18 protein-coding genes and 1 tRNA gene are annotated in these 19,462 nt (G+C 67.9%); 10 read left to right on the top strand and 9 right to left on the bottom strand.

Translation table 11 applies throughout. From position 1 onward, the window contains the following. Positions 1-50: 50 nt before the first annotated feature. Entirely contained in the window at positions 51-992 is a 942-nt protein-coding gene (locus ACWF9G_RS07755) for a methionyl-tRNA formyltransferase (RefSeq protein ID WP_452514461.1), read from the bottom strand. Positions 993-1,317: 325 nt separating this feature from the next. Between ACWF9G_RS07755 and ACWF9G_RS07750 the strand changes: the two genes are divergently transcribed. After that, positions 1,318-1,845: an AAA family ATPase gene (locus ACWF9G_RS07750; RefSeq protein WP_452514460.1), complete on the top strand. Its 528-nt coding sequence runs from the start codon at positions 1,318-1,320 to the stop codon at positions 1,843-1,845. 218 nt (positions 1,846-2,063) lie between these two features. Here ACWF9G_RS07750 and ACWF9G_RS07745 read toward each other — a convergent pair. Continuing rightward, positions 2,064-2,136 (bottom strand) — tRNA-Asn (locus ACWF9G_RS07745). Between the two features lie 211 nt (positions 2,137-2,347). Here ACWF9G_RS07745 and ACWF9G_RS07740 point away from each other — a divergent pair. Next, the gene (locus ACWF9G_RS07740) at positions 2,348-2,608 is read left to right on the top strand and encodes a hypothetical protein (RefSeq protein ID WP_189033106.1); all 261 of its coding nucleotides are present in this window, start codon (positions 2,348-2,350) and stop codon (positions 2,606-2,608) included. 1 nt (position 2,609) lies between these two features. Here ACWF9G_RS07740 and dnaG read toward each other — a convergent pair whose 3' ends face one another. Both dnaG and ACWF9G_RS07730 read right to left on the bottom strand, forming a co-directional pair. Next, positions 2,610-4,532 carry a DNA primase gene (dnaG, locus tag ACWF9G_RS07735; RefSeq protein ID WP_379311369.1) on the bottom strand — a complete coding sequence of 641 codons (1,923 nt, stop codon included), beginning with the start codon at positions 4,530-4,532 and terminating at the stop codon, positions 2,610-2,612. Positions 4,533-4,557: 25 nt separating this feature from the next. Next, complete coding sequence (locus tag ACWF9G_RS07730) at positions 4,558-5,811, bottom strand: deoxyguanosinetriphosphate triphosphohydrolase (protein ID WP_379311370.1); 1,254 nt, start codon at positions 5,809-5,811, stop codon at positions 4,558-4,560. Between the two features lie 80 nt (positions 5,812-5,891). Between ACWF9G_RS07730 and ACWF9G_RS07725 the strand changes: the two genes are divergently transcribed. Continuing rightward, positions 5,892-6,998, top strand: a complete 1,107-nt coding sequence (locus ACWF9G_RS07725; RefSeq protein WP_452514459.1) for an RNA-guided endonuclease InsQ/TnpB family protein — start codon at positions 5,892-5,894, stop codon at positions 6,996-6,998. 104 nt (positions 6,999-7,102) lie between these two features. Here the strand turns inward: ACWF9G_RS07725 and ACWF9G_RS07720 are convergent, their stop codons facing one another. The 3 genes from ACWF9G_RS07720 to ACWF9G_RS07710 form a co-directional block, all read right to left on the bottom strand. Beyond that, a complete protein-coding gene (locus ACWF9G_RS07720) occupies positions 7,103-7,795 on the bottom strand; it encodes a YdcF family protein (RefSeq protein WP_452514458.1) in 693 nt (230 codons plus the stop codon). Further along, positions 7,792-8,730 (bottom strand): LysR substrate-binding domain-containing protein, encoded by a 939-nt coding sequence (locus ACWF9G_RS07715; RefSeq protein WP_452514457.1) that lies wholly within the window; start codon positions 8,728-8,730, stop codon positions 7,792-7,794. Before ACWF9G_RS07715 ends, ACWF9G_RS07720 begins: the two co-directional genes overlap by 4 nt. A gap of 513 nt (positions 8,731-9,243) precedes the next feature. Then, the gene (locus ACWF9G_RS07710) at positions 9,244-9,921 is read right to left on the bottom strand and encodes an MBL fold metallo-hydrolase (RefSeq protein ID WP_379311374.1); all 678 of its coding nucleotides are present in this window, start codon (positions 9,919-9,921) and stop codon (positions 9,244-9,246) included. Positions 9,922-10,042: 121 nt separating this feature from the next. On the opposite strand from ACWF9G_RS07710, the gene ACWF9G_RS07705 reads away from it, so the two are divergent. Both ACWF9G_RS07705 and ACWF9G_RS07700 read left to right on the top strand, forming a co-directional pair. Continuing rightward, positions 10,043-12,022, top strand: a complete 1,980-nt coding sequence (locus ACWF9G_RS07705) for a TPM domain-containing protein (RefSeq protein ID WP_452514585.1) — start codon at positions 10,043-10,045, stop codon at positions 12,020-12,022. 48 nt (positions 12,023-12,070) lie between these two features. Then, positions 12,071-12,889: a MerR family transcriptional regulator gene (locus tag ACWF9G_RS07700; RefSeq protein WP_452514456.1), complete on the top strand. Its 819-nt coding sequence runs from the start codon at positions 12,071-12,073 to the stop codon at positions 12,887-12,889. Positions 12,890-12,903: 14 nt separating this feature from the next. Here the strand turns inward: ACWF9G_RS07700 and ACWF9G_RS07695 are convergent, their stop codons facing one another. After that, complete coding sequence (locus tag ACWF9G_RS07695; RefSeq protein ID WP_452514455.1) at positions 12,904-14,172, bottom strand: phthiocerol/phthiodiolone dimycocerosyl transferase family protein; 1,269 nt, start codon at positions 14,170-14,172, stop codon at positions 12,904-12,906. Between the two features lie 125 nt (positions 14,173-14,297). Then, positions 14,298-15,698, bottom strand: a complete 1,401-nt coding sequence (locus ACWF9G_RS07690) for a glycine--tRNA ligase (RefSeq protein WP_379308589.1) — start codon at positions 15,696-15,698, stop codon at positions 14,298-14,300. 184 nt (positions 15,699-15,882) lie between these two features. Between ACWF9G_RS07690 and ACWF9G_RS07685 the strand changes: the two genes are divergently transcribed. The 5 genes from ACWF9G_RS07685 to ACWF9G_RS07665 all read left to right on the top strand — a co-directional run bounded on the left by ACWF9G_RS07685 (position 15,883) and on the right by ACWF9G_RS07665 (position 19,462). After that, positions 15,883-16,233, top strand: coding sequence for an ArsR/SmtB family transcription factor (locus ACWF9G_RS07685; protein ID WP_379308590.1), 351 nt, complete (start codon positions 15,883-15,885; stop codon positions 16,231-16,233). Next, positions 16,205-16,687: a Fur family transcriptional regulator gene (locus ACWF9G_RS07680; protein WP_379308591.1), complete on the top strand. Its 483-nt coding sequence runs from the start codon at positions 16,205-16,207 to the stop codon at positions 16,685-16,687. Before ACWF9G_RS07685 ends, ACWF9G_RS07680 begins: the two co-directional genes overlap by 29 nt. A 128-nt stretch (positions 16,688-16,815) precedes the next feature. After that, positions 16,816-17,106 carry a type VII secretion target gene (locus ACWF9G_RS07675; RefSeq protein ID WP_452514454.1) on the top strand — a complete coding sequence of 97 codons (291 nt, stop codon included), beginning with the start codon at positions 16,816-16,818 and terminating at the stop codon, positions 17,104-17,106. After that, on the top strand, positions 17,106-18,962 hold the full coding sequence (locus ACWF9G_RS07670) for an alpha/beta hydrolase (protein ID WP_452514453.1): 1,857 nt from the start codon (positions 17,106-17,108) through the stop codon (positions 18,960-18,962). The genes ACWF9G_RS07675 and ACWF9G_RS07670 overlap by 1 nt, the downstream gene beginning before the upstream one ends. Beyond that, complete coding sequence (locus tag ACWF9G_RS07665) at positions 18,959-19,462, top strand: hypothetical protein (RefSeq protein ID WP_452514452.1); 504 nt, start codon at positions 18,959-18,961, stop codon at positions 19,460-19,462. Before ACWF9G_RS07670 ends, ACWF9G_RS07665 begins: the two co-directional genes overlap by 4 nt.

Below are 19,462 nucleotides of genomic sequence, written 5' to 3'. Positions count from 1 at the left end.
AACGAAGGAACTGGTGGCCACGCGTGCATGGCCACCTGGGGGATTCGACCTCAGGCGGGGTCGTCGGTGAGATAGCCGCCGCGGGCGAAGAATTCGGCGCCGTCGTGTTCGGCGCCGTCGGCGGTCCTGACCCGCGTGACGACCAACGCCTGGTCGCCGCCGCGGTGCGGCTGCGCGCCGCAGACGACCGCGCCGCCGCCTTCCTGAACGATGACCCGCCCCGCGGTGCCGCCGTAGCGAGCTTCGGAGATCATCGCGTCGAGCACCTCGATACGCTGCCCGCGATAGTGCGAATAGGCGCGCGGGTACGGCGCCGACAGCGCCCGCACGAAGCGTTCCAGGTCGACCGCGTCCCAGGACCAGTCGATCCGGCTGTCACGATCGGAGCGCTTGTGGAAGTAGGTGCGCTCGGTCTTGTCCTGCGGCGTCCATTCCGCGGTACCGTCGGTCAGCGCGGCGAGGGCCTCGTGCACCGCACCCGGAATCAATTCCATCCCGGCGAGGACGAGTTCCGTGCCGGTAGCGCCGACGGGGATCGGCAGGCGCTTCTGGATCAGGATGTCGCCGGTGTCGAGCTGTTCGTCCATGCGATGAACAGTGAGGCCGAATTCCTCGGCCCCGCTGATCAGCGCCCACAGCACCGGGGAGAAGCCGGTGAACTTGGGCAGCAGCGAGTCGTGCAGATTCAACGTGCCGTGCGGCGGCAGATCGTACAGCTCGGCAGGCATCCAGGTGTACCAGCTGTTCACCACGATCACATCGGGTTCGGCCCGCTTGACCAGTTCGATGGTCTCGGCATCCGCGCGCTCGGTCAGATGGACCGGAATGCCGTGCTCGGCGGCCAGTTCCTCGACCGAATCGTTCCAGATCGCCTTGTAGGAGGATTCCGTGGCCGGATGGGTGACCGCGAGAACCACCTCGTGATCGGAATCGATGAGTGCCTGGAGGGTCTTGCAACCCCAAGTCTGAAAGCCGAACGACACGATGCGCATGAAACTAGCCTCTCGAATTTGCGTAGGCTTACCTTACATTGCCGAACAGGCCTCGCCGACCCTGGTACATGCCCCTACCTGGACAAATGACCGCTTCACCGCCCGAAACCTGACATATCAACCACACCAAGCCATTCCGGCGCCGCGCGTCGTCAGTGCCGAGCGTCGCGGGTGTCGTACCACCGATCACCGGCCGGCTCACCGGCCAGATTCCGCGCCAACCCGTGTCGCCCGGAAACCGACGCCGATCCCCAAGCCGATCACTCCCGGTGCGACCCTGAACCACGGGACCGCTTGTACGACCACATCGAATCGAGGGAGTCGAATGCGTATCGGAGTATCCGGACCACACGGAACCGGCAAGACAACGCTGGTTCACGAACTGTGTTCCCGCTTCGACGAACTCACGCCGATCGAGGAACCGTATGTCCTCCTCGAGGAAGACGGCTACGACTTCGAATACCCGCCATCGCGCGCCGACTACCGAGCCCAGCTGACCCGCTCGATCCAACTGCTGACCACCGAGCCCGACGGCTCGGTCTTCGACCGAACCCCATTGGACTTCCTGGCCTACCTGTCAGCGACCGGGCTCGACATCGAGTTCGCCGGCGATACCTCCGCAGTCCACAATGCCTTGGCCACACTGGATCTCCTGGTACTCGTGCCCATAACCCCCGAAACCGAGCGACTCCTGCCCCCGGCGGAGATGCTCGGTCTCCGCCGCACGGTCAACGACACGCTGCTGGAGTTGGCCTACACCGACCCGCTGCACCTCCTCGCCGACATTCCGGTGATCGAGTTGAGCGTCCCCCTGGCGGATCGAGTCGAAACAATCGGCGCCATGGTCCGGTAGCCAGGTCGCGCATACCTTCAGGTGGACCAGTAGGCGATGTCCCCACCCCACGAGCGATCAACGCCGCGGGTGATGCCGTGATGGGTGGCATGGGTCCGGCCGATGGCAAGATGCCGACGCGGGGCGACTTTTCGGAGACTTTCCGGAACTTTGGCGCCTGATGGTACGAGAAAGGCCCCTGACCGTCGCACATAGGTGCTGGTCAAGGGCCTTTTATGCTCCCCCATCTGGACTCGAACCAGAAACCTGCCGATTAACAGTCGGCTGCTCTGCCAATTGAGCTATAGGGGATTGCCCTGAGCCGCTAGACTCAGGCGGTCTGCCTTGGCGGGCTGACCGAGATGAAACTTTAGCGCATCGCATCGCAGGTTCCCAAATCGGGCTGCTACCTGCGGACATGCGGCGTATAACGATGTGCCGACAACCGGTGGCCGGATCGACAGGGGTGGGGCTGCTGGGGCAGGATGGAGCCCGCACACAGACGTGGGAGGAGCTCCAGGAGATGCTGCGGTTGATCATCGGCGTAGCGGCCGGATATGTGCTGGGCACCAAGGCCGGGCGCGCGCGCTACGAGCAGATCAGTGCGGCGACGCGGGCGGTCACGGGGAGTCCGGTGACGAAGAAGCTGGTGTCGGTGGGCCGGCAGAAGCTGTCGGACAAGTTGAGCACGCAGCCGAAGCTGGAGCCGATGGAGCCGATCGACGAGCGCACCACGGTGCTGATCCCGCACGACCAGCTGCGCAACAACCAGCTGCGTCGCTGACTCAGGCGCCCGCCGCGTAGCCCTCGTTGCCCATCGCCTGGGCGGCGAGGCTCTTGCGGTACTGCTCCAGCGCCACCAGGTCGCCGAACAGAGCCATGTAGGTGTCGGGCTCCTCGCTGGCCGACAGTCGCTGCAGCTTCGATTTCAGCTCGGCGATCTGACGGCCGACCCAGGCTTCCTGGGTGCGCGCGAGGATGCCGGTGATGAAGCGCGGGATGTCGTTCTGGGAGCGCACCGGCAGCTGCTCGTTGGCCAGTTCGGAGACCAGGGCGCGGATCATCAGGTCGTCGGTGTGGTCGGAGACCGCGGCGACCCATTCGGCGCCGCTGAGCCCGGCCGCGGTGCCGCCCGCCTTCGCGATCATGATGCGCACCGCGACGTAGGCGGGGTGGGTGAACGCGGCGGTGTCGATGGCGTCGAAGGCCGCGCCGGCGACACCGGGGTATTGCAGTGCGGCACTGAGGGATTGACGCTGGGCGAACAGCACCGGGTCGTTCGGGGCAGGCCGGACCGAGGAGCTCTCCTCGACGCGGGGCGCGGGAATCGCCGCGGCGCCGGACTTTCCGGTAGTGGGTGTCGCACCCATCCGGTTCTTCTTGGCTTCCTCGCCTACCCGGCGCACGACGAGCTGGATGTCGTCCCAGCCGACCCAGCCCGCCAATTTGGTGGCGTACCCCTTGCGGGTCGCGTTGTCCTTGATCTGGGCCACCACGGGCACCGTACGGCGCAACGCCTCGACACGGCCCTCGACGTCGTCGAGGTTGTGTTCGGCCAGCAGACCGCGAATCACGAACTCGTAGAGCGGGGTTCGGCGCGCGACCAGATCGCGGACCGCGGCGTCGCCGGAGTGCTGACGCAGCTCGCACGGGTCCTGGCCGTCGGGAGCGACGGCGATATAGGTCTGGCCGGCGAGTCTTTGATCACCACTGAAGGCTTTCAAGGCGGCGGCCTGACCCGCGGCGTCGCCGTCGAAGGTGTAGATGATCTCGCCACGCCAGAAGTTGTCGTCCATCAGCAGCCTGCGCAGCACCTGCAGGTGTTCCTCGCCGAAGGCGGTGCCGCAGGAGGCGACGGCGGTCTTCACCCCGGCCAGGTGCATCGCCATCACGTCGGTGTAGCCCTCGACGACGACGGCCTGGTGGCCCTTGGAGATCTCCCGCTTGGCGTGGTCGAGCCCGAACAGCACCTGGGACTTCTTGTACAGCAATGTCTCCGGCGTGTTCACGTACTTGCCGGGCATGGTGTCGTCGTCGAAGAGCTTGCGCGCGCCGAACCCGATCACCTCGCCACCGAGATTGCGGATCGGCCACAGCAGCCTGCGATGGAACCGGTCGATCGGCCCGCGCTTGCCCTGCTTGGACAATCCGGCCGCTTCCAGTTCCTTGAACTCGAAACCCTTGCGCAGCAGGTGTTTCGTGAGCGCGTCCCAGCCGCCGGGCGCGTAGCCGCAGCCGAACTGCTGGGCGGCGGCGCCGTCGAAGTTGCGGTCGGTCAGGTACTTGCGGGCCGTCTCGGCTTCGGGTTCGCGCAGCTGGGCCACATAGAACTCGTGCGCGGCGGCATTGGCGGCGACCAGCCGGGAGCGGGTGCCGCGGTCGCGCTGGACCGAGGTGCCGCCGCCCTCGTAGTTGATCTGGTAGCCGATGCGGTCGGCCATCTGCTCGACGGCCTCGACGAAACCGATGTGCTCGATCTGCTGCAGGAACTTGTAGACGTCACCGCCCTCGCCACAGCCGAAGCAGTGGAACAGGCCGTGGTTGGGCCGCACGTGGAACGAGGGCGACTTCTCGTCGTGGAACGGGCACAGGCCCTTGATCGAGTCGGCGCCCGCCCGCTTGAGCGCGACGTACTCGCCCACCACATCTTCGATCCGGACACGTTCACGGATCGCCGCGATATCGCGATCTGGGATTCGTCCGGCCACGGTGAGTGAGTCTAGTCGGGTCGGCTCAGCGGCAGTCCAGCGAGGCGGCGACGCGCTCGAAGCGGCTCTCGGTGTAGGAGGCGATCTGGTCGATCACCACGCGGACCCGGGCGGTGTCGTCGGTGGCGGCGTTCCACCAGGGCAGCATCTGGTCGTCCAGGTGAGCGGGCGCGGTGGTGAGCAGGCGATCGGCGACGGCCTGCACCCGGTCGCGCTGGGTCTGCTGGCGGGCCAGGTGGCCGCGGTCGGAGCGCACGTAGCGCAGGGCGACGGTCTTGAGGACGGCCACCTCGGCGGCCACGATCGGCGGCACGATCAGATCGGACTCGTAGCGGGTCAGCGGGCCGGGTCCGTGGTGATCCTGGGTGGCGGCGATCGCGGCCGTCGCGAACCGGCCGACCAGCTCGCTGGTGAGCCGCTTCAACGCGACCGAGGCGGCGAAGGTGCCGTCGTAGTTCACCGCGTCGGCCACCACGTCGAGTTCGGACAGGCGCTGCGCGGCGGCGGCCAGCGCGGCGATCGACTGGTCGGGGTGCTGGCCGTGGCCCTGCTCGGCGAGGGCGGCTTGCTCGGCCGGGTCGGCCAGGGCACGCAGGTCGATCCGGCCGACGATCACGCCGTCCTCCACGTCGTGCACCGAGTAGGCGACGTCGTCGGACCAGTCCATGATCTGGCATTCCAGGCTCTGCTTGCGGTCGGGCGCGTCCTTGCGGACCCAGGCCAGGCGCTCGAGATCGTCCTCGTAGGCGCCGAACTTGGTGCCGGAACCGCTTCTCCCCCACGGGTATTTGAGGGTCGCGTCCAAGGCTGCGCGCGTCAGGTTGAGCCCGGCGCTCTCCCCCGCCGGGTCGAGGACTTTCGGTTCGAGGCGGGTCAGGATGCGCAGGTTCTGCGCGTTGCCCTCGAAACCGCCGTATTCGTCGGCGAATTCGTCGAGGGCGCGTTCGCCGTTGTGGCCGTAGGGCGGGTGGCCGATGTCGTGGGCGAGGCCGGCCAGGTCGACGAGGTCCGGGTCGGCGCCGAGTCCGTCGGCGATGCTGCGGCCGATCTGGGCGACCTCGAGCGAATGGGTGAGGCGGGTGCGCGGGGTGTCGCCCTCGCGCGGACCCATGACCTGGGTCTTGTCGGCGAGGCGGCGCAGGGCCGCGGAGTGCAGGACGCGAGCACGGTCGCGGGAGAATTCACTGCGGTGGCCCTTGCCAGCGGCGCCGGGCCAGGCGGTCTTGCCCGGCTCGTGGACCATCCGTTCCCGGTCGTGCGGAGTGTAGCTGTCGCTCATCAGATGCATGGCTGCCCTTCAGGACCGGAAAGGACACGCCACCCTCCCTTCTTACATTCAAGTGCAATATTGTGTGAGACATGTCGAAGGTGGTGAAGCGGGCGTACAAGTTCCGCTGCTACCCCTCGCCCGAGCAAGCGGCGGAGCTGTCGCGCACATTCGGGTGTGTTCGTTTGGTGTGGAACAAGGCGCTCGACGCCCGCCAGCGGCGGTATGCCACGGAGTCGAAGTCCACTACGTATGTGCAGGCTTCCGCCGAACTGACCGGGTGGAAGAAGTCCGAGGATCTCACGTTCCTGAACGAGGTGTCGTCGGTGCCGTTGCAGCAGACATTGCGGCATCAGCAGGCCGCGTTCGCGGCGTTCTTCGCCAAGCGTGCCCGCTACCCCCGGTTCAAGTCCCGCAAGCGCTCGCGAGCCTCGGCCGAGTACACCCGGTCTGGGTTCCGGTGGCGCGACGGGCAACTCACCCTGGCGAAGATGACCGAGCCACTCGACATTCGCTGGTCGCGGGCGCTGCCCGAGGGTGCAGCGCCGTCGACGGTGACGGTGTCCCGCGACAGTAGTGGTCGGTGGTTCGTGTCCCTGCTTGTCGAAGAGTCCATCACGCCGCTGCCGACCACGACGAATGCCATCGGCGTGGACGTCGGCCTCAACTCGCTGGCCGCGCTGTCCACCGGGGAGAAGATCGTCAATCCGCGGCACGAGCGAGCTGATCGGCGCAGGCTGGCGACGGCGCAACGCGACCTCGCCCGGAAGGTGAAGGGGTCCGCCAACCGGGAGAAGGCCCGTCGAAAGGTGGCCCGCATCCATGCGCGGATCACCGACCGGCGCACCGACTTCCTGCACAAACTGTCCACGAGGCTGATCCGCGAGAACCAAGCAGTCGCCATCGAGGACCTGACGGTGCGCAACATGGTCGCCAACCACACGCTCGCCCGCGCGATCTCGGACGCGAGCTGGCGGCAGTTGCGCACCATGCTCGAGTACAAGGCCGACTGGTACGGCCGCGAGGTGCTGGTGGTGGATCGCTGGTATCCGTCGACCAGGGTGTGTTCGCACTGCGGTGCGCTGCACGACAAGCTGTCGCTGAACATTCGGGAGTGGACATGCCGCTGTGGGTCGGTCCATGACCGGGATGTTAACGCGGCCCGCAATATCCTCGCTGCCGGGCTGGCAGAGAGGTGAAACGCCTGTGGAGTCGGTGTAAGTCCGCAAAGGAGTTCTCCTTTATGGCAACTGATGGTGAAGCAGGAATCCCCGTCTTTCAGGCGAGGAGTAGTCAACGAATCTCACTGTCCCGCCGTGTAAGAGAAGTCTGCCGAGAAATGGGTGAGCTGATACCAGAGCAGCGCGCCGGTCTCGCGGGCGATGCCGTGGAACTGCGACTCCCTGGTGTAGACCGCCGGTCCGGTGCGGGTCGGCGCGGTCCACGCGGCCAGTCCGGCGTCGCGAGCCATCGTCCTGGTCCGCAGTGAATGCCACGGATCGCTGACGAGTACGGCCGATGACATCCCGCGCGACTCCATCTCGGTCGCCACCGCTTCGACGCTGCGCAGGGTGTCCGATCCGGTCTCCACCGCGAGGATGTCCGCGCTCGGCACGCCCTTGTCCTCGAGGTACCACTTGCCCGAAGCGGCCTCGGTGTAGAGATCGCCGTCCTGCTTGCCGCCGACGGTGATCACCCGCGGCGCCACGCCCGCCTCGTAGAGCCGCCACGCCTGGTACAGCCGCGCCTCGAACACCGACGACGGCGTGCCCGAGTACTGCGCGGCGCCGAGCACCACGATCGCGTCGGCGTTGGTGTAGTCGTCGATCCGCGCGACCTGCCACACCCGGACTGCGGTCCCGGCGACCAGTACCACCGCCATCAGTACCGCCCCCGCGATCAACCGGCCGACCCACAGCGAGACCGTCGGCACGAGCCCACGCGGACGCCGTGCGTCCGGGGCAGGGGCGGCCGTTCGCGGGAAACCCGATTTCATCCTGAAGAGTCTGCCAGGTCGGTCCGACGACCGATCATGCCAGCGGTCACCGCCCGATTCCGGTCCGGTGAACGGTCGGCCGCGGCGACGCTGTCCCAGGAAATCGTCGCCGCGATGTCGGTGATCGAGCGGACCAGCGGGCTGTGCCCGGCGCTGTTCCACGCCAGCACAAGGCTGCTCGGCGGCTTGTCGGCGAGCGGGATCACGGCGAGGCCGTCAGGCACCGGGTGGCCCAGCGGGGTGAGTCCGACGGTGCCGTTCCACAGGACGGTCTGCTGGCATTCGTGGACGGTGCGCACCACGGGACCGGTGTCCGGGTCGGTGGGGTGCGACCAGTAGCCGCGCCAGACCGGGTCGGCGTCACCGGGTAGCTGGAACCACGGCCGGGCGGTGAGTTCGTGCAGGTGCAGACTCGTGCGGTGGGCCAGGGGATCGTCGGCACGGAGCACGACGCCGACCGGGTCGGTGCGCAGCACCCGGGTGGTGATGCCGGTTTCGTCGAACGGGGTGCGGGTGAGGGCGATATCCACGCGCCCGGCGCGCAACCCCGCGGTCGGGTCGGCGAAGTCGCCCTCCCTGATGTGGACCTGCACGCCGGGGTGCCGGGCACGGTAGGCCGCGGCGAGTCGCGTGCCCGCCTGTTCGGCGATGGTGCCGATGGTGATCGCGGATCCCCCGGCGGCGACCGCGACCCTGGTCCGCAGCTGATGGGCCTGGGCCAGCAGCTCGCGTGCCTCGTCGTAGAGCGCGGACCCCGCGGGCGTGAGCGTCACGCCGGTCGGCGAGCGATGCAGCAGTGCACAGCCGAGATCGGCCTCGAGCTGTTTGATCGCCCGGCTCAGCGGCGGCTGGGTCATGTGCAGCCGGGCGGCGGCGCGACCGAAGTGGAGTTCCTCGGCCACCGCCGTGAAATATCTCAGCAGGCGAAGATCCATGAGCTGCGACGATACTCGCTCGGTATCGGGTTCGCCGGATCGGTCTTCTGATCCCGTCGCTCGTCAGAGGGCACGCCCATGCGCGGCGCGCAGGTCGATCTGGAGCGAGCCAGGGCGACCATGGCCTGACCGACCCTCGATTCGAGTAGCCGAGGCACTCGACATCACCTTGTCCGAAGGGTGTACTGGGTAGTGGTGACCTGCGACGGCAGGGCGCCACGATGGGTGGTCCGGGCAACCGGATCCCACCCGCGGCCGCCTGCACAGCGGGGCAGGCGACAGCTCAACCGAATTGTTGTTTATCGCGGTTCCTCGAAGGGGGTGCCCAACCGAACAACTACACCTCCTCGCGGCCTCCGTTCACCATCAGGAGGTCACGTGACCCGAACCGCCGGTCTCGTTGTCGGCCTCGGGTTGACGGTGTGACAACCGTCGGAGTCGACGGCGTTCGGACCGTCGGAGAACGGCACCTCGGCCCGCGTCTGGTGCCGTTCTTTTTGTGCCGGGACCGGTTCACCAGCCCCGATCGCGCCACTCGCCGAGGTGGGGGCGCTCGTCGCCGAGGGTGGTGTCGTCGCCGTGGCCCGGGTAGACGACGGTGTCGTCGGGGTAGCGGTCGAACAGCTTGGTGGTGACGTCGGTGAGCAGGGTGTCGAAGTCTGCCGGGCTGTGCGTTTTGCCCACTCCACCGGGGAACAGGGAGTCGCCGGTGAAGAGGTGGGTGCGGCCCGCGCCGTCGATGAGGGCCAGCGCGACCGAGCCGGGGGTGTGGCCGCGCAGGTGGATCACCTCGAGGACGAGGTCACCGACCTGGATGGTGTCGCCGTCGGCGAGCAGGTGCTCGGGGTGCACCGGCAGGATGCCCGCGTCGAGAGGGTGGGCGGCCGTCGGGACGTCGAGTGACGTGGTGACCTCGGTGAGGGCCTGCCAGTGGTCGGGGTGCTGGTGGGTGGTGATGATCAACGCGATCTGGCCCGGGGTTTCCTGGCCGATCAGTTCGATGATGCGCGCGGCGTCGTTGGCGGCGTCGAGGAGCACCGCGGCGCCGGTGGCCGTGCTCTGCACGAGGTAGGTGTTGTTGTCCATCGGGCCGACGGACATCTTCACGATGCGAGCTCCGGGCACGTCCCGCTGCTGGGCGGCCGCGCCTGCGGTGACATGTCCGGTGTAGAGGCGATCGACTGTGACCATGCGCCGATCGTAGAAGCCGCGCCCCGCGCCGTCGCACCCGCGGTCGCCGCGCGCCCGTTAGATTCGACACATGCCGCTGTCGAGGAAGAGTTCGGCCCCACGATCGGTTCCGGTGCGCACGATGGCCGGCCTGCTCTGCGCGGCATTGGCCGCGATCAGCCTGCTCTGCGCGCCGAGCGCGACAGCGGAGCCGCCGTCGCGGATGGGTCCGCGGGTGGTCGACAGCGCGGACGCGCTCAGCGGCGCCGACGAAGCCAGGGTGCTCGAGGCCGTCGACCGGCTCTCCCGCGACCACCAGGTCAAGCTCTGGGTGATCTACGTGCACGATTTCGCCTCGATGGCCCCGCGCGACTGGGCGGCGCGCACCTCCGAGCTGTCCGGTTTCAGCGACCACGATCTCCTGCTCGCGGTGGCCGTGGACGATCGCGGCTACTGGCTCGACGGCATCCTGCCCGACGGTGTCAGCGACGGCGAGCTGGATTCGCTGCTGGCTGGCACGGTGGAACCCGATCTGCGGGACGGCAAATGGGCGCAGGCCGGTGTCGACACCGCCGACGGCATCGGGTCGGCGATACGCGGCGGTGGGGTGCCGTGGGGATGGCTCGTCGGTATCGGACTTGTGGTCGTTCTCCTCGCCGGTGGCCTGCTCCTGTTCTCCCGCAAGCGCCGTCGCGATCGTGACCGCGCCGAACTCGGCAGCGCCCGTGCCGTCGACCCGGGTGATCCGGCCGCGCTGGCGAAACTGTCGCTGCCGACCTTGCAGGCGCTCTCGCGCGAACGGCTCGTCGAGATCGACGACGCCGTGCGCACCAGTTCCGAGGAATTGGCCTTGGCCACCGGCGAATTCGGGGAGACCGCGGTGACACCGTTCCGCACCGCGCTCGACGTTGCCCGTGCCGCCACCGCCACGGCGTTCACGATCCGCCAGCAACTCGACGACGCGGTCCCGGAAACCCCCGACCAGCAGCGCAGCATGCTGATCGAGCTGATCTCCACCGCGGGCAAGGCCGACCGCGAACTCGATGCCCAGGTCGCCGATTTCGATGCGATGCGCGATCTGCTCATCGACGCACCGGCCCGGCTGGACGGTCTGACCCGCGACATCGTCGACCTGACCGCCCGCAAGCCCGCCTCCGAAGCCGAACTGGCCCGGCTGAATTCGGCCTACCCGGCCTCGGTGCTCGCCCCGATTCACGACAACGTGCGGATGGCGGCGGAGCGAATGACCTTCGCCGAGCAGAACATCGACACCGCCCGCACCGCGCTGACCCAACCGGTCGGTCAGCAGGGCGGGGCGGTCGCGGCGATCCGCGGGGCGGAGGGCGCGATCGGTCAGGCGCGCCGCCTGCTCGATGCGGTCGACCAGGCGGCGACGAATATCCAGCAGGCACGCGACGGGCTGCCCGCCGCCCTCGACGAACTGCGCGCCGATCTCGGCGCCGCCTCGGGACTGACCGACTTCGGCGGTCCCGAACTGGCCGCCGCGGTCACCAGGGCGAACACCGCCGTGAATACCGCGGCGGCCACTGCCGAATCCGATCCGCTCGGCGCCTTTCACGAGGCGGTGACCGCCGACGCCGAGCTGGATCGCGCGATCGCGGCGGCCTCGGATCGCAAACTCGCCGTGGAGGATCTGCGGCGCAGGCTCGATCGCACGCTCACCGACGCGGCCGCCCGGATCGATGCCGCGTCCTCGTTCATCACCACCCGGCGTGGTGGAGTCGATGCCGAGGCACGCACGAGGCTGTCCGAGGCACAGCGTCATCTCGACGAGGCGCGCAGGCTGGCAGCCACCGCACCGGATCGCGCGTTGACCAGCGCGCAGACCGCCGCCGACCTCGGCGGACGGGCCTTGCAGCAGGCGCAGGCCAGCGTGCGGGCGTGGGAGTCAAGGCAACCGGTGGCAGGCGGCGGATCGCAGGCCGGTGCGGTGCTCGGCGGCATCCTGCTCGACGGTTTCCTGCGCGGCTCGATCGGCGGTGCGACACGACGCGGTGGTGGTGGATTCGGCGGGGGCGGACTCGGTGGCGGCGGGTACCGGCCGGGTTCCTACGGCGGATCATCGGGATCGCGCAGAGTCAGCCGAGGTGGCCGGTTCTGAAGCCGGCTTGACCCTCACACCGTGTGAGGTCGTACACCGGAGGGCGTCATGTTCAGTATCGGAGATTTCGCCAGACACGGTCAGGTGTCGGTGCGCATGCTGCGCCACTACGACGCCGTGGGATTGTTGCGGCCCGCACGGGTCGACCCGGCCACCGGTTACCGGTTCTATACGGCCGCGCAGCTGGCCAGGCTCAACCGCCTGGTCGCGCTCAAGGAGCTTGGGTTCACGCTGGAGCAGGTGGGCCGGATGCTCGATCCGGGTCCCGGCCTGGAGGAACTGCGCGGCATGCTCACGCTGCGCAGGGCCGAGCTGGAACAGCAGATCGCGGCCGACCACGCCCGGTTGACCGATGTCGAAGCGAGACTCCGCATCATCGAGAAGGAGGGCGTCATGCCCGATCAAGATGTGGTGATCAAGTCGGTGCCCGCGGTGCGGGTGGCCGAATCGACCGGACGGGCAGCGGGTTTCGAGCCGCAGGCGATCAGCCCGGTGATCCAGCCGCTGTTCGGCGATCTCAGTGATCGCCTGGCACAGGCAGGCATCGCCATCGCCGGACCCGCGATCGCCTATTACGACGCGCGCGACGACGGGACCGTCGACATCCACGCGTGCGTGCCGGTGAACGTGGAACCCGATGCGGCGCCGGGGTTCTCGATCGTCGATCTGCCCGCGCACGCGAGCGTGGCGACGACCGTCTACCACGGCAATGTCACCGGGATCGGCGCGGCGTGGCAGGCGCTGGGCCGCTGGGTGGAGGACAACGGCTACCGCACCGCGGCGCCGGTGCGTGAGGTGACGCTGGCGTGGACGCCCGATCCCGACGGCTGGGTCACCGAACTGCAAGAGCCCCTCGCACCGCGCTGACCCGAACCTCGGTATCAGGCGGTCGCGGCCTCGTGGTCGGCCTGCCAGGTCAGCTCGGCGGCGACGGCCGGCAGTAGTTCGGCCGCCCGCACGCCGCCGCCGAGCCTGCCGATGGTCAGTCTGCCCAGGTAGGTGTAGACCAGGAACGTGACCGCCGCCGAGGCGCCCGTCGACGGACGCGGATGGGCGGACAGGTAGACGATCTCGTAGTCGTCGAGGATCAGGCCCGTCGGCGCGCGGAAGGCCGGCACCGTGCCGGTGTTGGTGAGGGCGATGTGCCCGGCCGTCGAGTGGACGCGGGTGGGGCCGAAGAAGTCCGGGAAGTGCAGGACCGACTGTTCGATCACGCCGGTCGCCAGATCGTCGTGCAGGCTGGTGCCGATCCGCCGGGCAAGGGCGACGATGTCGTCGGTCCCGGCGGTGTCGGTGGTGAAGGCGGCGAGGCCGGAGACGTTCGTGCCCGCCGCCGCCTCGATCGGCGGGTCCAGCCGCCTGCGCATGTCGACCGGGTAGACACAGCCGACCTCCGCCACGTCGTAGACCGACGTGAACGCCCGCAGCGCCGCCGCGGTGACCAGCCCGTTCACACTCACCGCGTGCGTGCGCGCCAGGTCGAGCACCCGCGCGGTCTCGACGGGGTTCAACTGGATTCGCGCCGGCCTGGCCAGCGCGGCGGTGGCCTGCGGCGACGGCTCGACCACGCCCACCGCGTCGGCGACGACGAGCGGACGGGTCACGGTCTCCAGACCTGACCGTGGTCCACGCTCGGTCCCCCGCCGCGCCAGTAGCGATTCCAGCGACACTGGATACTCCCGCGACCCGGCCGCGATCGACCCGGTCTCGACGTGATCGGTGTAGTAATCCCACAGCCGCGCGAACAGTTCGACGCAATGCCCGGCGTCGGCGACACCGTGGTGCACGAACAGCGTGACCCGCGCCCGATCCTCTTCGGACAGAACCACATCCAGATATCCCAGCTGATCGGCGGGGTCCATCGACTCGGTCGGGATCCTGACCTCGTCGGGATCACCGAAACTCACCCAGGCGCCGACGGGCTCGATATGCCCGGGACGCAGCAGGATTCCGTTCTCCTCGACGTCCTCGACGATCCGGCACACCAGGATCGGGAAGGCGCGTTGCAGTGCCGCGAACGCCGCGCCGAGGGCCGCGGCATCGAGTTCACCGCGGACCGTCACCGAGCGCCCGGTGAAGGTGGCATGCCGGACGAATCGTTGTTCCGACGGGTCGAGCCCCCGCACCACATCTTCCGGTTCCCACAGCACAACGCACAGAGTGAGGCACGAGCCCGGCCGATGCAAACCGTCAGGTACGCACTGTGATCACGTCCACGCCCCGCCCACAGCGAAGCCCGCGCCGGATGGCGGCGCGGGCTTCGTCGTGATGCGTGTCAGGCGCCGATCAGATGGGTGGCGAGGTAGGACTCCACCTTGTCCAGGGCGATGCGTTCCTGCGCCATCGAGTCGCGCTCGCGGATCGTCACGGCCTGATCGTCGAGGGTGTCGAAGTCGACGGTGATGCAGAACGGGGTGCCGATCTCGTCCTGACGACGGTAGCGGCGGCCGATGGCGCCCGCGTCGTCGAAGTCGACGTTCCAGTTGCGGCGCAGCTGGGCGGCGAGGTCCTTGGCCTTGGGGGTCAGGTCGGCATTGCGCGAGAGCGGCAGCACCGCGGCCTTGACCGGCGCGAGGCGACGGTCCAGGCGCAGCACCGTGCGCACGTCGACACCACCCTTGGCGTTGGGCGCCTCGTCCTCGGCGTAGGCGTCGACCAGGAACGCCATCAGCGAACGGGTCAGACCGGCCGCGGGCTCGATGCAGTACGGGATGAAGCGCTCACCGGAGGCCTGATCGAAGAAGCTCAGGTCGGTGCCGGAGTGCTCCGAGTGCGTCTTGAGGTCGTAGTCGGTGCGGTTGGCGATGCCCTCGAGCTCGCCCCACTCGCTGCCCTGGAAGCGGAAGCGGTACTCGATGTCGGTGGTGCCCGCCGAGTAGTGCGACAGCTTTTCCTTGGGGTGCTCGAACAGGCGCAGGTTCTCCGGGTCGATGCCGAGGTCGGTGTACCAGGCCAGGCGGGTGTCGATCCAGTACTTGTGCCACTCGGCGTCTTCACCGGGCTTGACGAAGAACTCCATCTCCATCTGCTCGAACTCGCGGGTCCGGAAGATGAAGTTGCCGGGGGTGATCTCGTTGCGGAAGCTCTTGCCGATCTGGGCGATGCCGAACGGCGGCTTCTTGCGCGCGGTGGTCTCGACGTTCTTGTAGTTGACGAAGATGCCCTGCGCGGTCTCGGGACGCAGGTAGTGCAGGCCCTCTTCGTCGTCGACCGGGCCGAGGAAGGTCTTGAGCAGGCCCGAGAAGTTCTTCGGCTCGGTCCACTTGCCGGGCTGACCGGTCTCGGGGTCGTTGATGTCGGCCAGGCCGTTGGCGGGCGGGCGGCCGTGCTTCTCCTCGTACGCTTCCAGGAGATGATCGGCGCGGTAACGCTTGTGCGTGTGCAGCGACTCGACCAGCGGGTCGGAGAAGGTCGCGACGTGGCCGGAGGCCTCCCAGACCTGACGCGGCAGGATCACCGAGGAGTCGAGGCCGACGACGTCGTCGCGGCTGGTGACCATGGTGCGCCACCACTGCCGCTTGATGTTCTCCTTCAGCTCGACGCCCAGCGGACCGTAGTCCCACGCCGACTTGGTGCCTCCGTAGATCTCACCGCACGGGTAAACCAGGCCCCGGCGCTTGGCGAGGTTGGCAACGGTGTCCACCTTCGACTTGGGTGCCACGCGAGATATCTCCATCCACTGCGAGTCGGAATTGTTCGCTACCTGGCATTGCGGTGCCACGTAGCGTACGTATTGGGTCAAGGGTATCGGGAAGCGTCCAGTGAGATTGCAGCAGCCGACCGGTGCCGTCCGGCGCGTCATTTGACATGCGCACCCGTGCATATCAAAATGGAATCGGTTTCCATTAAGGAGTTGGTTGATGACCACCGATGCCACGGCCGCACACGCGCACAATCCGTATCACTCCCCCGCCCCCGCGGCGGTGCCCGCACGCCAGGTACTCGAGGACGCGGGTGAGCTGTTGCGGGCGCTCGCCGCGCCGGTGCGGATCGCGATCGTGCTGCAGTTGCGCGAGTCGCCGCGCTGTGTGCACGAGCTGGTCGACGCACTCGGGGTCACCCAGCCGCTGGTCAGTCAGCACCTGCGCATTCTCAAGTCCGCGGGCGTCGTGCACGGGGAACGCTCGGGCCGCGAGGTGCTCTACGAACTCGTCGACGATCATCTGGCGCACATCGTCGTCGATGCCGTCGCCCACGCCGAGGAAGGGTAATCCGTTGGCAGACAATCCCTCCGGAAAGCAGGTCGGGGTCCGCAGCACGCGTCAGCGCAGCGCCATCTCGGCCCTGCTCGGCGATATCGACGAGTTCCGCTCCGCGCAGGAACTCCACGACGAGCTCCGCAAACGGGGCGAGGGCATCGGCCTGACGACCGTCTACCGGACGCTGCAATCGCTCGCGGACGCGGGCATGGTCGACGTCCTGCGCACCGATTCCGGCGAATCCGTCTACCGCCAGTGCTCGAGCGGGCACCACCATCACCTGGTGTGCCGCCACTGCGGCCGCACCGTCGAGGTCGAGGGCCCGACGGTCGAGGCGTGGGCCGAGACGATCGCGGGCGAGCACGGCTTCACCGAGGTCAGCCACACCCTGGAGATCTTCGGCACCTGCCGCGACTGCGTGCGCGATCGCACCGATGCGGACAAGGACGAGACCGCGACGGTCTAAATTAATGTGACTCACGTCACATGATGGAACCCCCGGTTCGACAGCCCCGTCCAACCTTCACGAAGGGACCGATCCGCACGGTGGTACCGACGGCCTGTGGCCGGCTCGGCGCCGAAGGAGGGGGAATCGTGAGCACGCTGGGTGTCGAACCCGATCAACTGAAATCTCTGGCGACGACGTGGCGACAGGAGTCCGACGAGGTCGGCACACTCCCGTGGTCGGCGATGGGCGAGGCGACCGGCGACGGCAGCGATGCCCTCGCCGCCGTCCGCGCGATAGCCGATCCCGCACAGCAGGCGATGACCTCGATCGCGACCAGGTTCACCACCCTGGCCGATCTGGTGGACAAGTTCTCGGCGGACATCCAGGCCAAGGATGCCGAGATCGCCGGCGAGATCGGGAAGCTGAGCGCCCGCTGATGCGCCCGACGATCACCCAGCTCGACGGCTGGAATCTCGACGGTCTGCATCGCGCCGCCGACGCCGCGCGCGCCAATGCCGATGTCGTCTCCACCTCGGTCGACGACTGCTCCCGCGCGGTCTCGGCGACGGGCAGCTGGCACGGGCAGACCAGGGACGCGGCGAGCCGGCGGATCGACGAGGAAGTCGACCACGGCTACGAAGTACGCACCGTGCTGCTGCGCATCGCCGATGACGCGGAGGACGCCTACCTCGGGCTGAAGCACGCCAGGACGTATGTGCTCGACCAGCGGAATCTCGCTGTCGGACAGGGTTTCTCGGTCGCACCCGACGGCCGGGTGTCGCATTCCGACCCCGAGAAAGAGGGCGCGGCAGGCGTTTTCCAGCTCAACCTGTTCGGCGGGCTGGACGAGATCGAACGCCTGGACAACCAGTTCGGCACCAGCCTGAAGGAATCACTCGCCGATCTCACCGCCATTCGCGACGGTCAGCCCGACATCACTCTCGCGGACGGGACCATCCGTGACCCGGACGCCGTGGCGATCCAGCTGGCGTCGATGTCCGCCGACGAGCGGGCCAGTTTCCTGGCCGGGCTGAGCCCGGAAGCGCAGCGGCAACTCGTGATCGCCGCGCCGGAGAAGCTGGGCAATCTCAACGGGGTGCCGTTCGTGATGCGGATCGAAGCCAATGAAATCAACGTGCGCAATGCGCTGACGGCGGAGAAGGCGAAGCCGAATCGGGACGAGTCGCGGGTCCGACAGCTGGAGGCGATGCTCGCGCCGATCCCGAATCCGGAGGGGTCGGGCACGCTCGGCACCGCGCCCGCCTCGACCGGTGACACCGCGACTCCTCGGCTGGACATGGTCGATCGCAAGTTCGTCATGTTCAGTACCGAGGGCAACGGCCGGATGATCGAGATGATCGGCGATATGAAGGCCGGTTCACCCGGGGCCGGGGTGTATGTGCCGGGAACGTCGACCAATCTGAATGGTTCCGGGTCCAATCACGTCGCCGCGTGGAATCTCGCCGACCAGACCGGCGGCCCGATCTTCCTGTACATGGAAGGCGACTTCCCGCAGAGCCTGACCAGCCTGACCGACGGCGCGCCGAGCCCGAAGTTCGCGGCCGACATGGCGCCGAAGCTTGTCGACTTCGGCCGGGAAGTCGACCGCGAAGTCGCGTCCTCCGCGCCGGGAACACCGGTCTCCTACGTCGGGCATTCCTACGGTGGATCGATCGTCGGCTCGGCCGAGCAGCTCGGCTTGCGCGCCGACCGCATTCTCCATGCGTCGTCGGCGGGAACCGGGGTGTTCGACACCGGATGGAACAATCCGAATCCGAACGTCCAGCGGTATTCGATGACCGCGCCGGGCGATCTGATCGGCGTGGTGCAGTCGTATCCCGAAGAGGGACTGTCCATTCCGGGCGGGATCCGGCTGCCTGGCAATCCGCATGCGTCCGATGAGCTCGGTGGGGATCCTGACGAGGTTCCCGGAGTGATCCGGCTCGACACCGGCTACTACAGCGGCACCTCGACCGACCATCCCGGGGAAGTCGTTTTCGGAACCGACGGCCACGGCAAGTACTGGGACGATCCGGGATCGACTGCCTTCCGGAACATCGTCGGTGTGATCGAGGGCTCGTCCGCGACCGCCTACGTCGAGCGCGGTATCGAAACGCCGTTCGTCGATATCGGCTTGGGCGACAATGGAAACGGCGCCAAGGAATCCTTCGACGCCGCCAAGGCCGCCGCGGCCCAACAGGCGGCCGCCGCGTTCGATATCGAGATCGACCCCTACGCCGGACCGCGCGTCACCGACAATCCGGACCCCGGTGTGAAGATCAATATCCGATGAGAATCGCCGCTGTGCTCGCCATGGTGGCGGTCGTCGCGACAGGGTGCGCGACCTTGGACGACAAGGGTCCGACGAACGAGGACATCATGCAGCGCACCGGCCTGACTGTGGCCGCGGCCAGGCCGATCGTCGCGGACAATTTCGAGCTCATCTGGCCGGAACACCTGTCCGTCGACCCGGAGGCTGTCGATGTGAGCAAAGGCTGCCGGACCAGCATGGCGGCCATCAGCTACGAAGGCCCGCCGTGGCGCCCACGATACGAGCGGGAAGTGGACAACCCGTCGCAGGAATTCGTCGACCGGGCCATGGCCAAGCTCGAGGCGATGACGGCCCGTGGTTTCACCCTGGTGCCGAGCCAGAATCCGGACCAGGACCCGGTGAGCAGGTACTACCGCGACGCACAGGGATTCTCGGTGTCGTCGTCCCGGATCCGGGTGGGCCAGAACGACGAGGAAGTGCGATTCACCATGGCCGCCGCCTCCCCCTGCGCGGCAGAGTGA

It is taken from the genome of Nocardia sp. NPDC055029 (genome assembly GCF_053608525.1).
Note: the sequence above shows the minus strand (reverse complement) of the source record. Positions and strands in the feature narration are given on the sequence as shown.

Coding starts and splice junctions, on each gene's coding strand:
- ACWF9G_RS07755 (WP_452514461.1), bottom strand. CDS start 992: ATGCGCATCGTGTCGTTCGGCTTTCAGACTTGGGGTTGCAAGACCCTC.
- ACWF9G_RS07750 (WP_452514460.1), top strand. CDS start 1,318: ATGCGTATCGGAGTATCCGGACCACACGGAACCGGCAAGACAACGCTG.
- ACWF9G_RS07740 (WP_189033106.1), top strand. CDS start 2,348: ATGCTGCGGTTGATCATCGGCGTAGCGGCCGGATATGTGCTGGGCACC.
- ACWF9G_RS07730 (WP_379311370.1), bottom strand. CDS start 5,811: ATGAGCGACAGCTACACTCCGCACGACCGGGAACGGATGGTCCACGAG.
- ACWF9G_RS07725 (WP_452514459.1), top strand. CDS start 5,892: ATGTCGAAGGTGGTGAAGCGGGCGTACAAGTTCCGCTGCTACCCCTCG.
- ACWF9G_RS07720 (WP_452514458.1), bottom strand. CDS start 7,795: ATGAAATCGGGTTTCCCGCGAACGGCCGCCCCTGCCCCGGACGCACGG.
- ACWF9G_RS07715 (WP_452514457.1), bottom strand. CDS start 8,730: ATGGATCTTCGCCTGCTGAGATATTTCACGGCGGTGGCCGAGGAACTC.
- ACWF9G_RS07710 (WP_379311374.1), bottom strand. CDS start 9,921: ATGGTCACAGTCGATCGCCTCTACACCGGACATGTCACCGCAGGCGCG.
- ACWF9G_RS07705 (WP_452514585.1), top strand. CDS start 10,043: ATGGCCGGCCTGCTCTGCGCGGCATTGGCCGCGATCAGCCTGCTCTGC.
- ACWF9G_RS07700 (WP_452514456.1), top strand. CDS start 12,071: ATGTTCAGTATCGGAGATTTCGCCAGACACGGTCAGGTGTCGGTGCGC.
- ACWF9G_RS07690 (WP_379308589.1), bottom strand. CDS start 15,698: ATGGAGATATCTCGCGTGGCACCCAAGTCGAAGGTGGACACCGTTGCC.
- ACWF9G_RS07685 (WP_379308590.1), top strand. CDS start 15,883: ATGACCACCGATGCCACGGCCGCACACGCGCACAATCCGTATCACTCC.
- ACWF9G_RS07680 (WP_379308591.1), top strand. CDS start 16,205: ATGCCGTCGCCCACGCCGAGGAAGGGTAATCCGTTGGCAGACAATCCC.
- ACWF9G_RS07670 (WP_452514453.1), top strand. CDS start 17,106: ATGCGCCCGACGATCACCCAGCTCGACGGCTGGAATCTCGACGGTCTG.
- ACWF9G_RS07665 (WP_452514452.1), top strand. CDS start 18,959: ATGAGAATCGCCGCTGTGCTCGCCATGGTGGCGGTCGTCGCGACAGGG.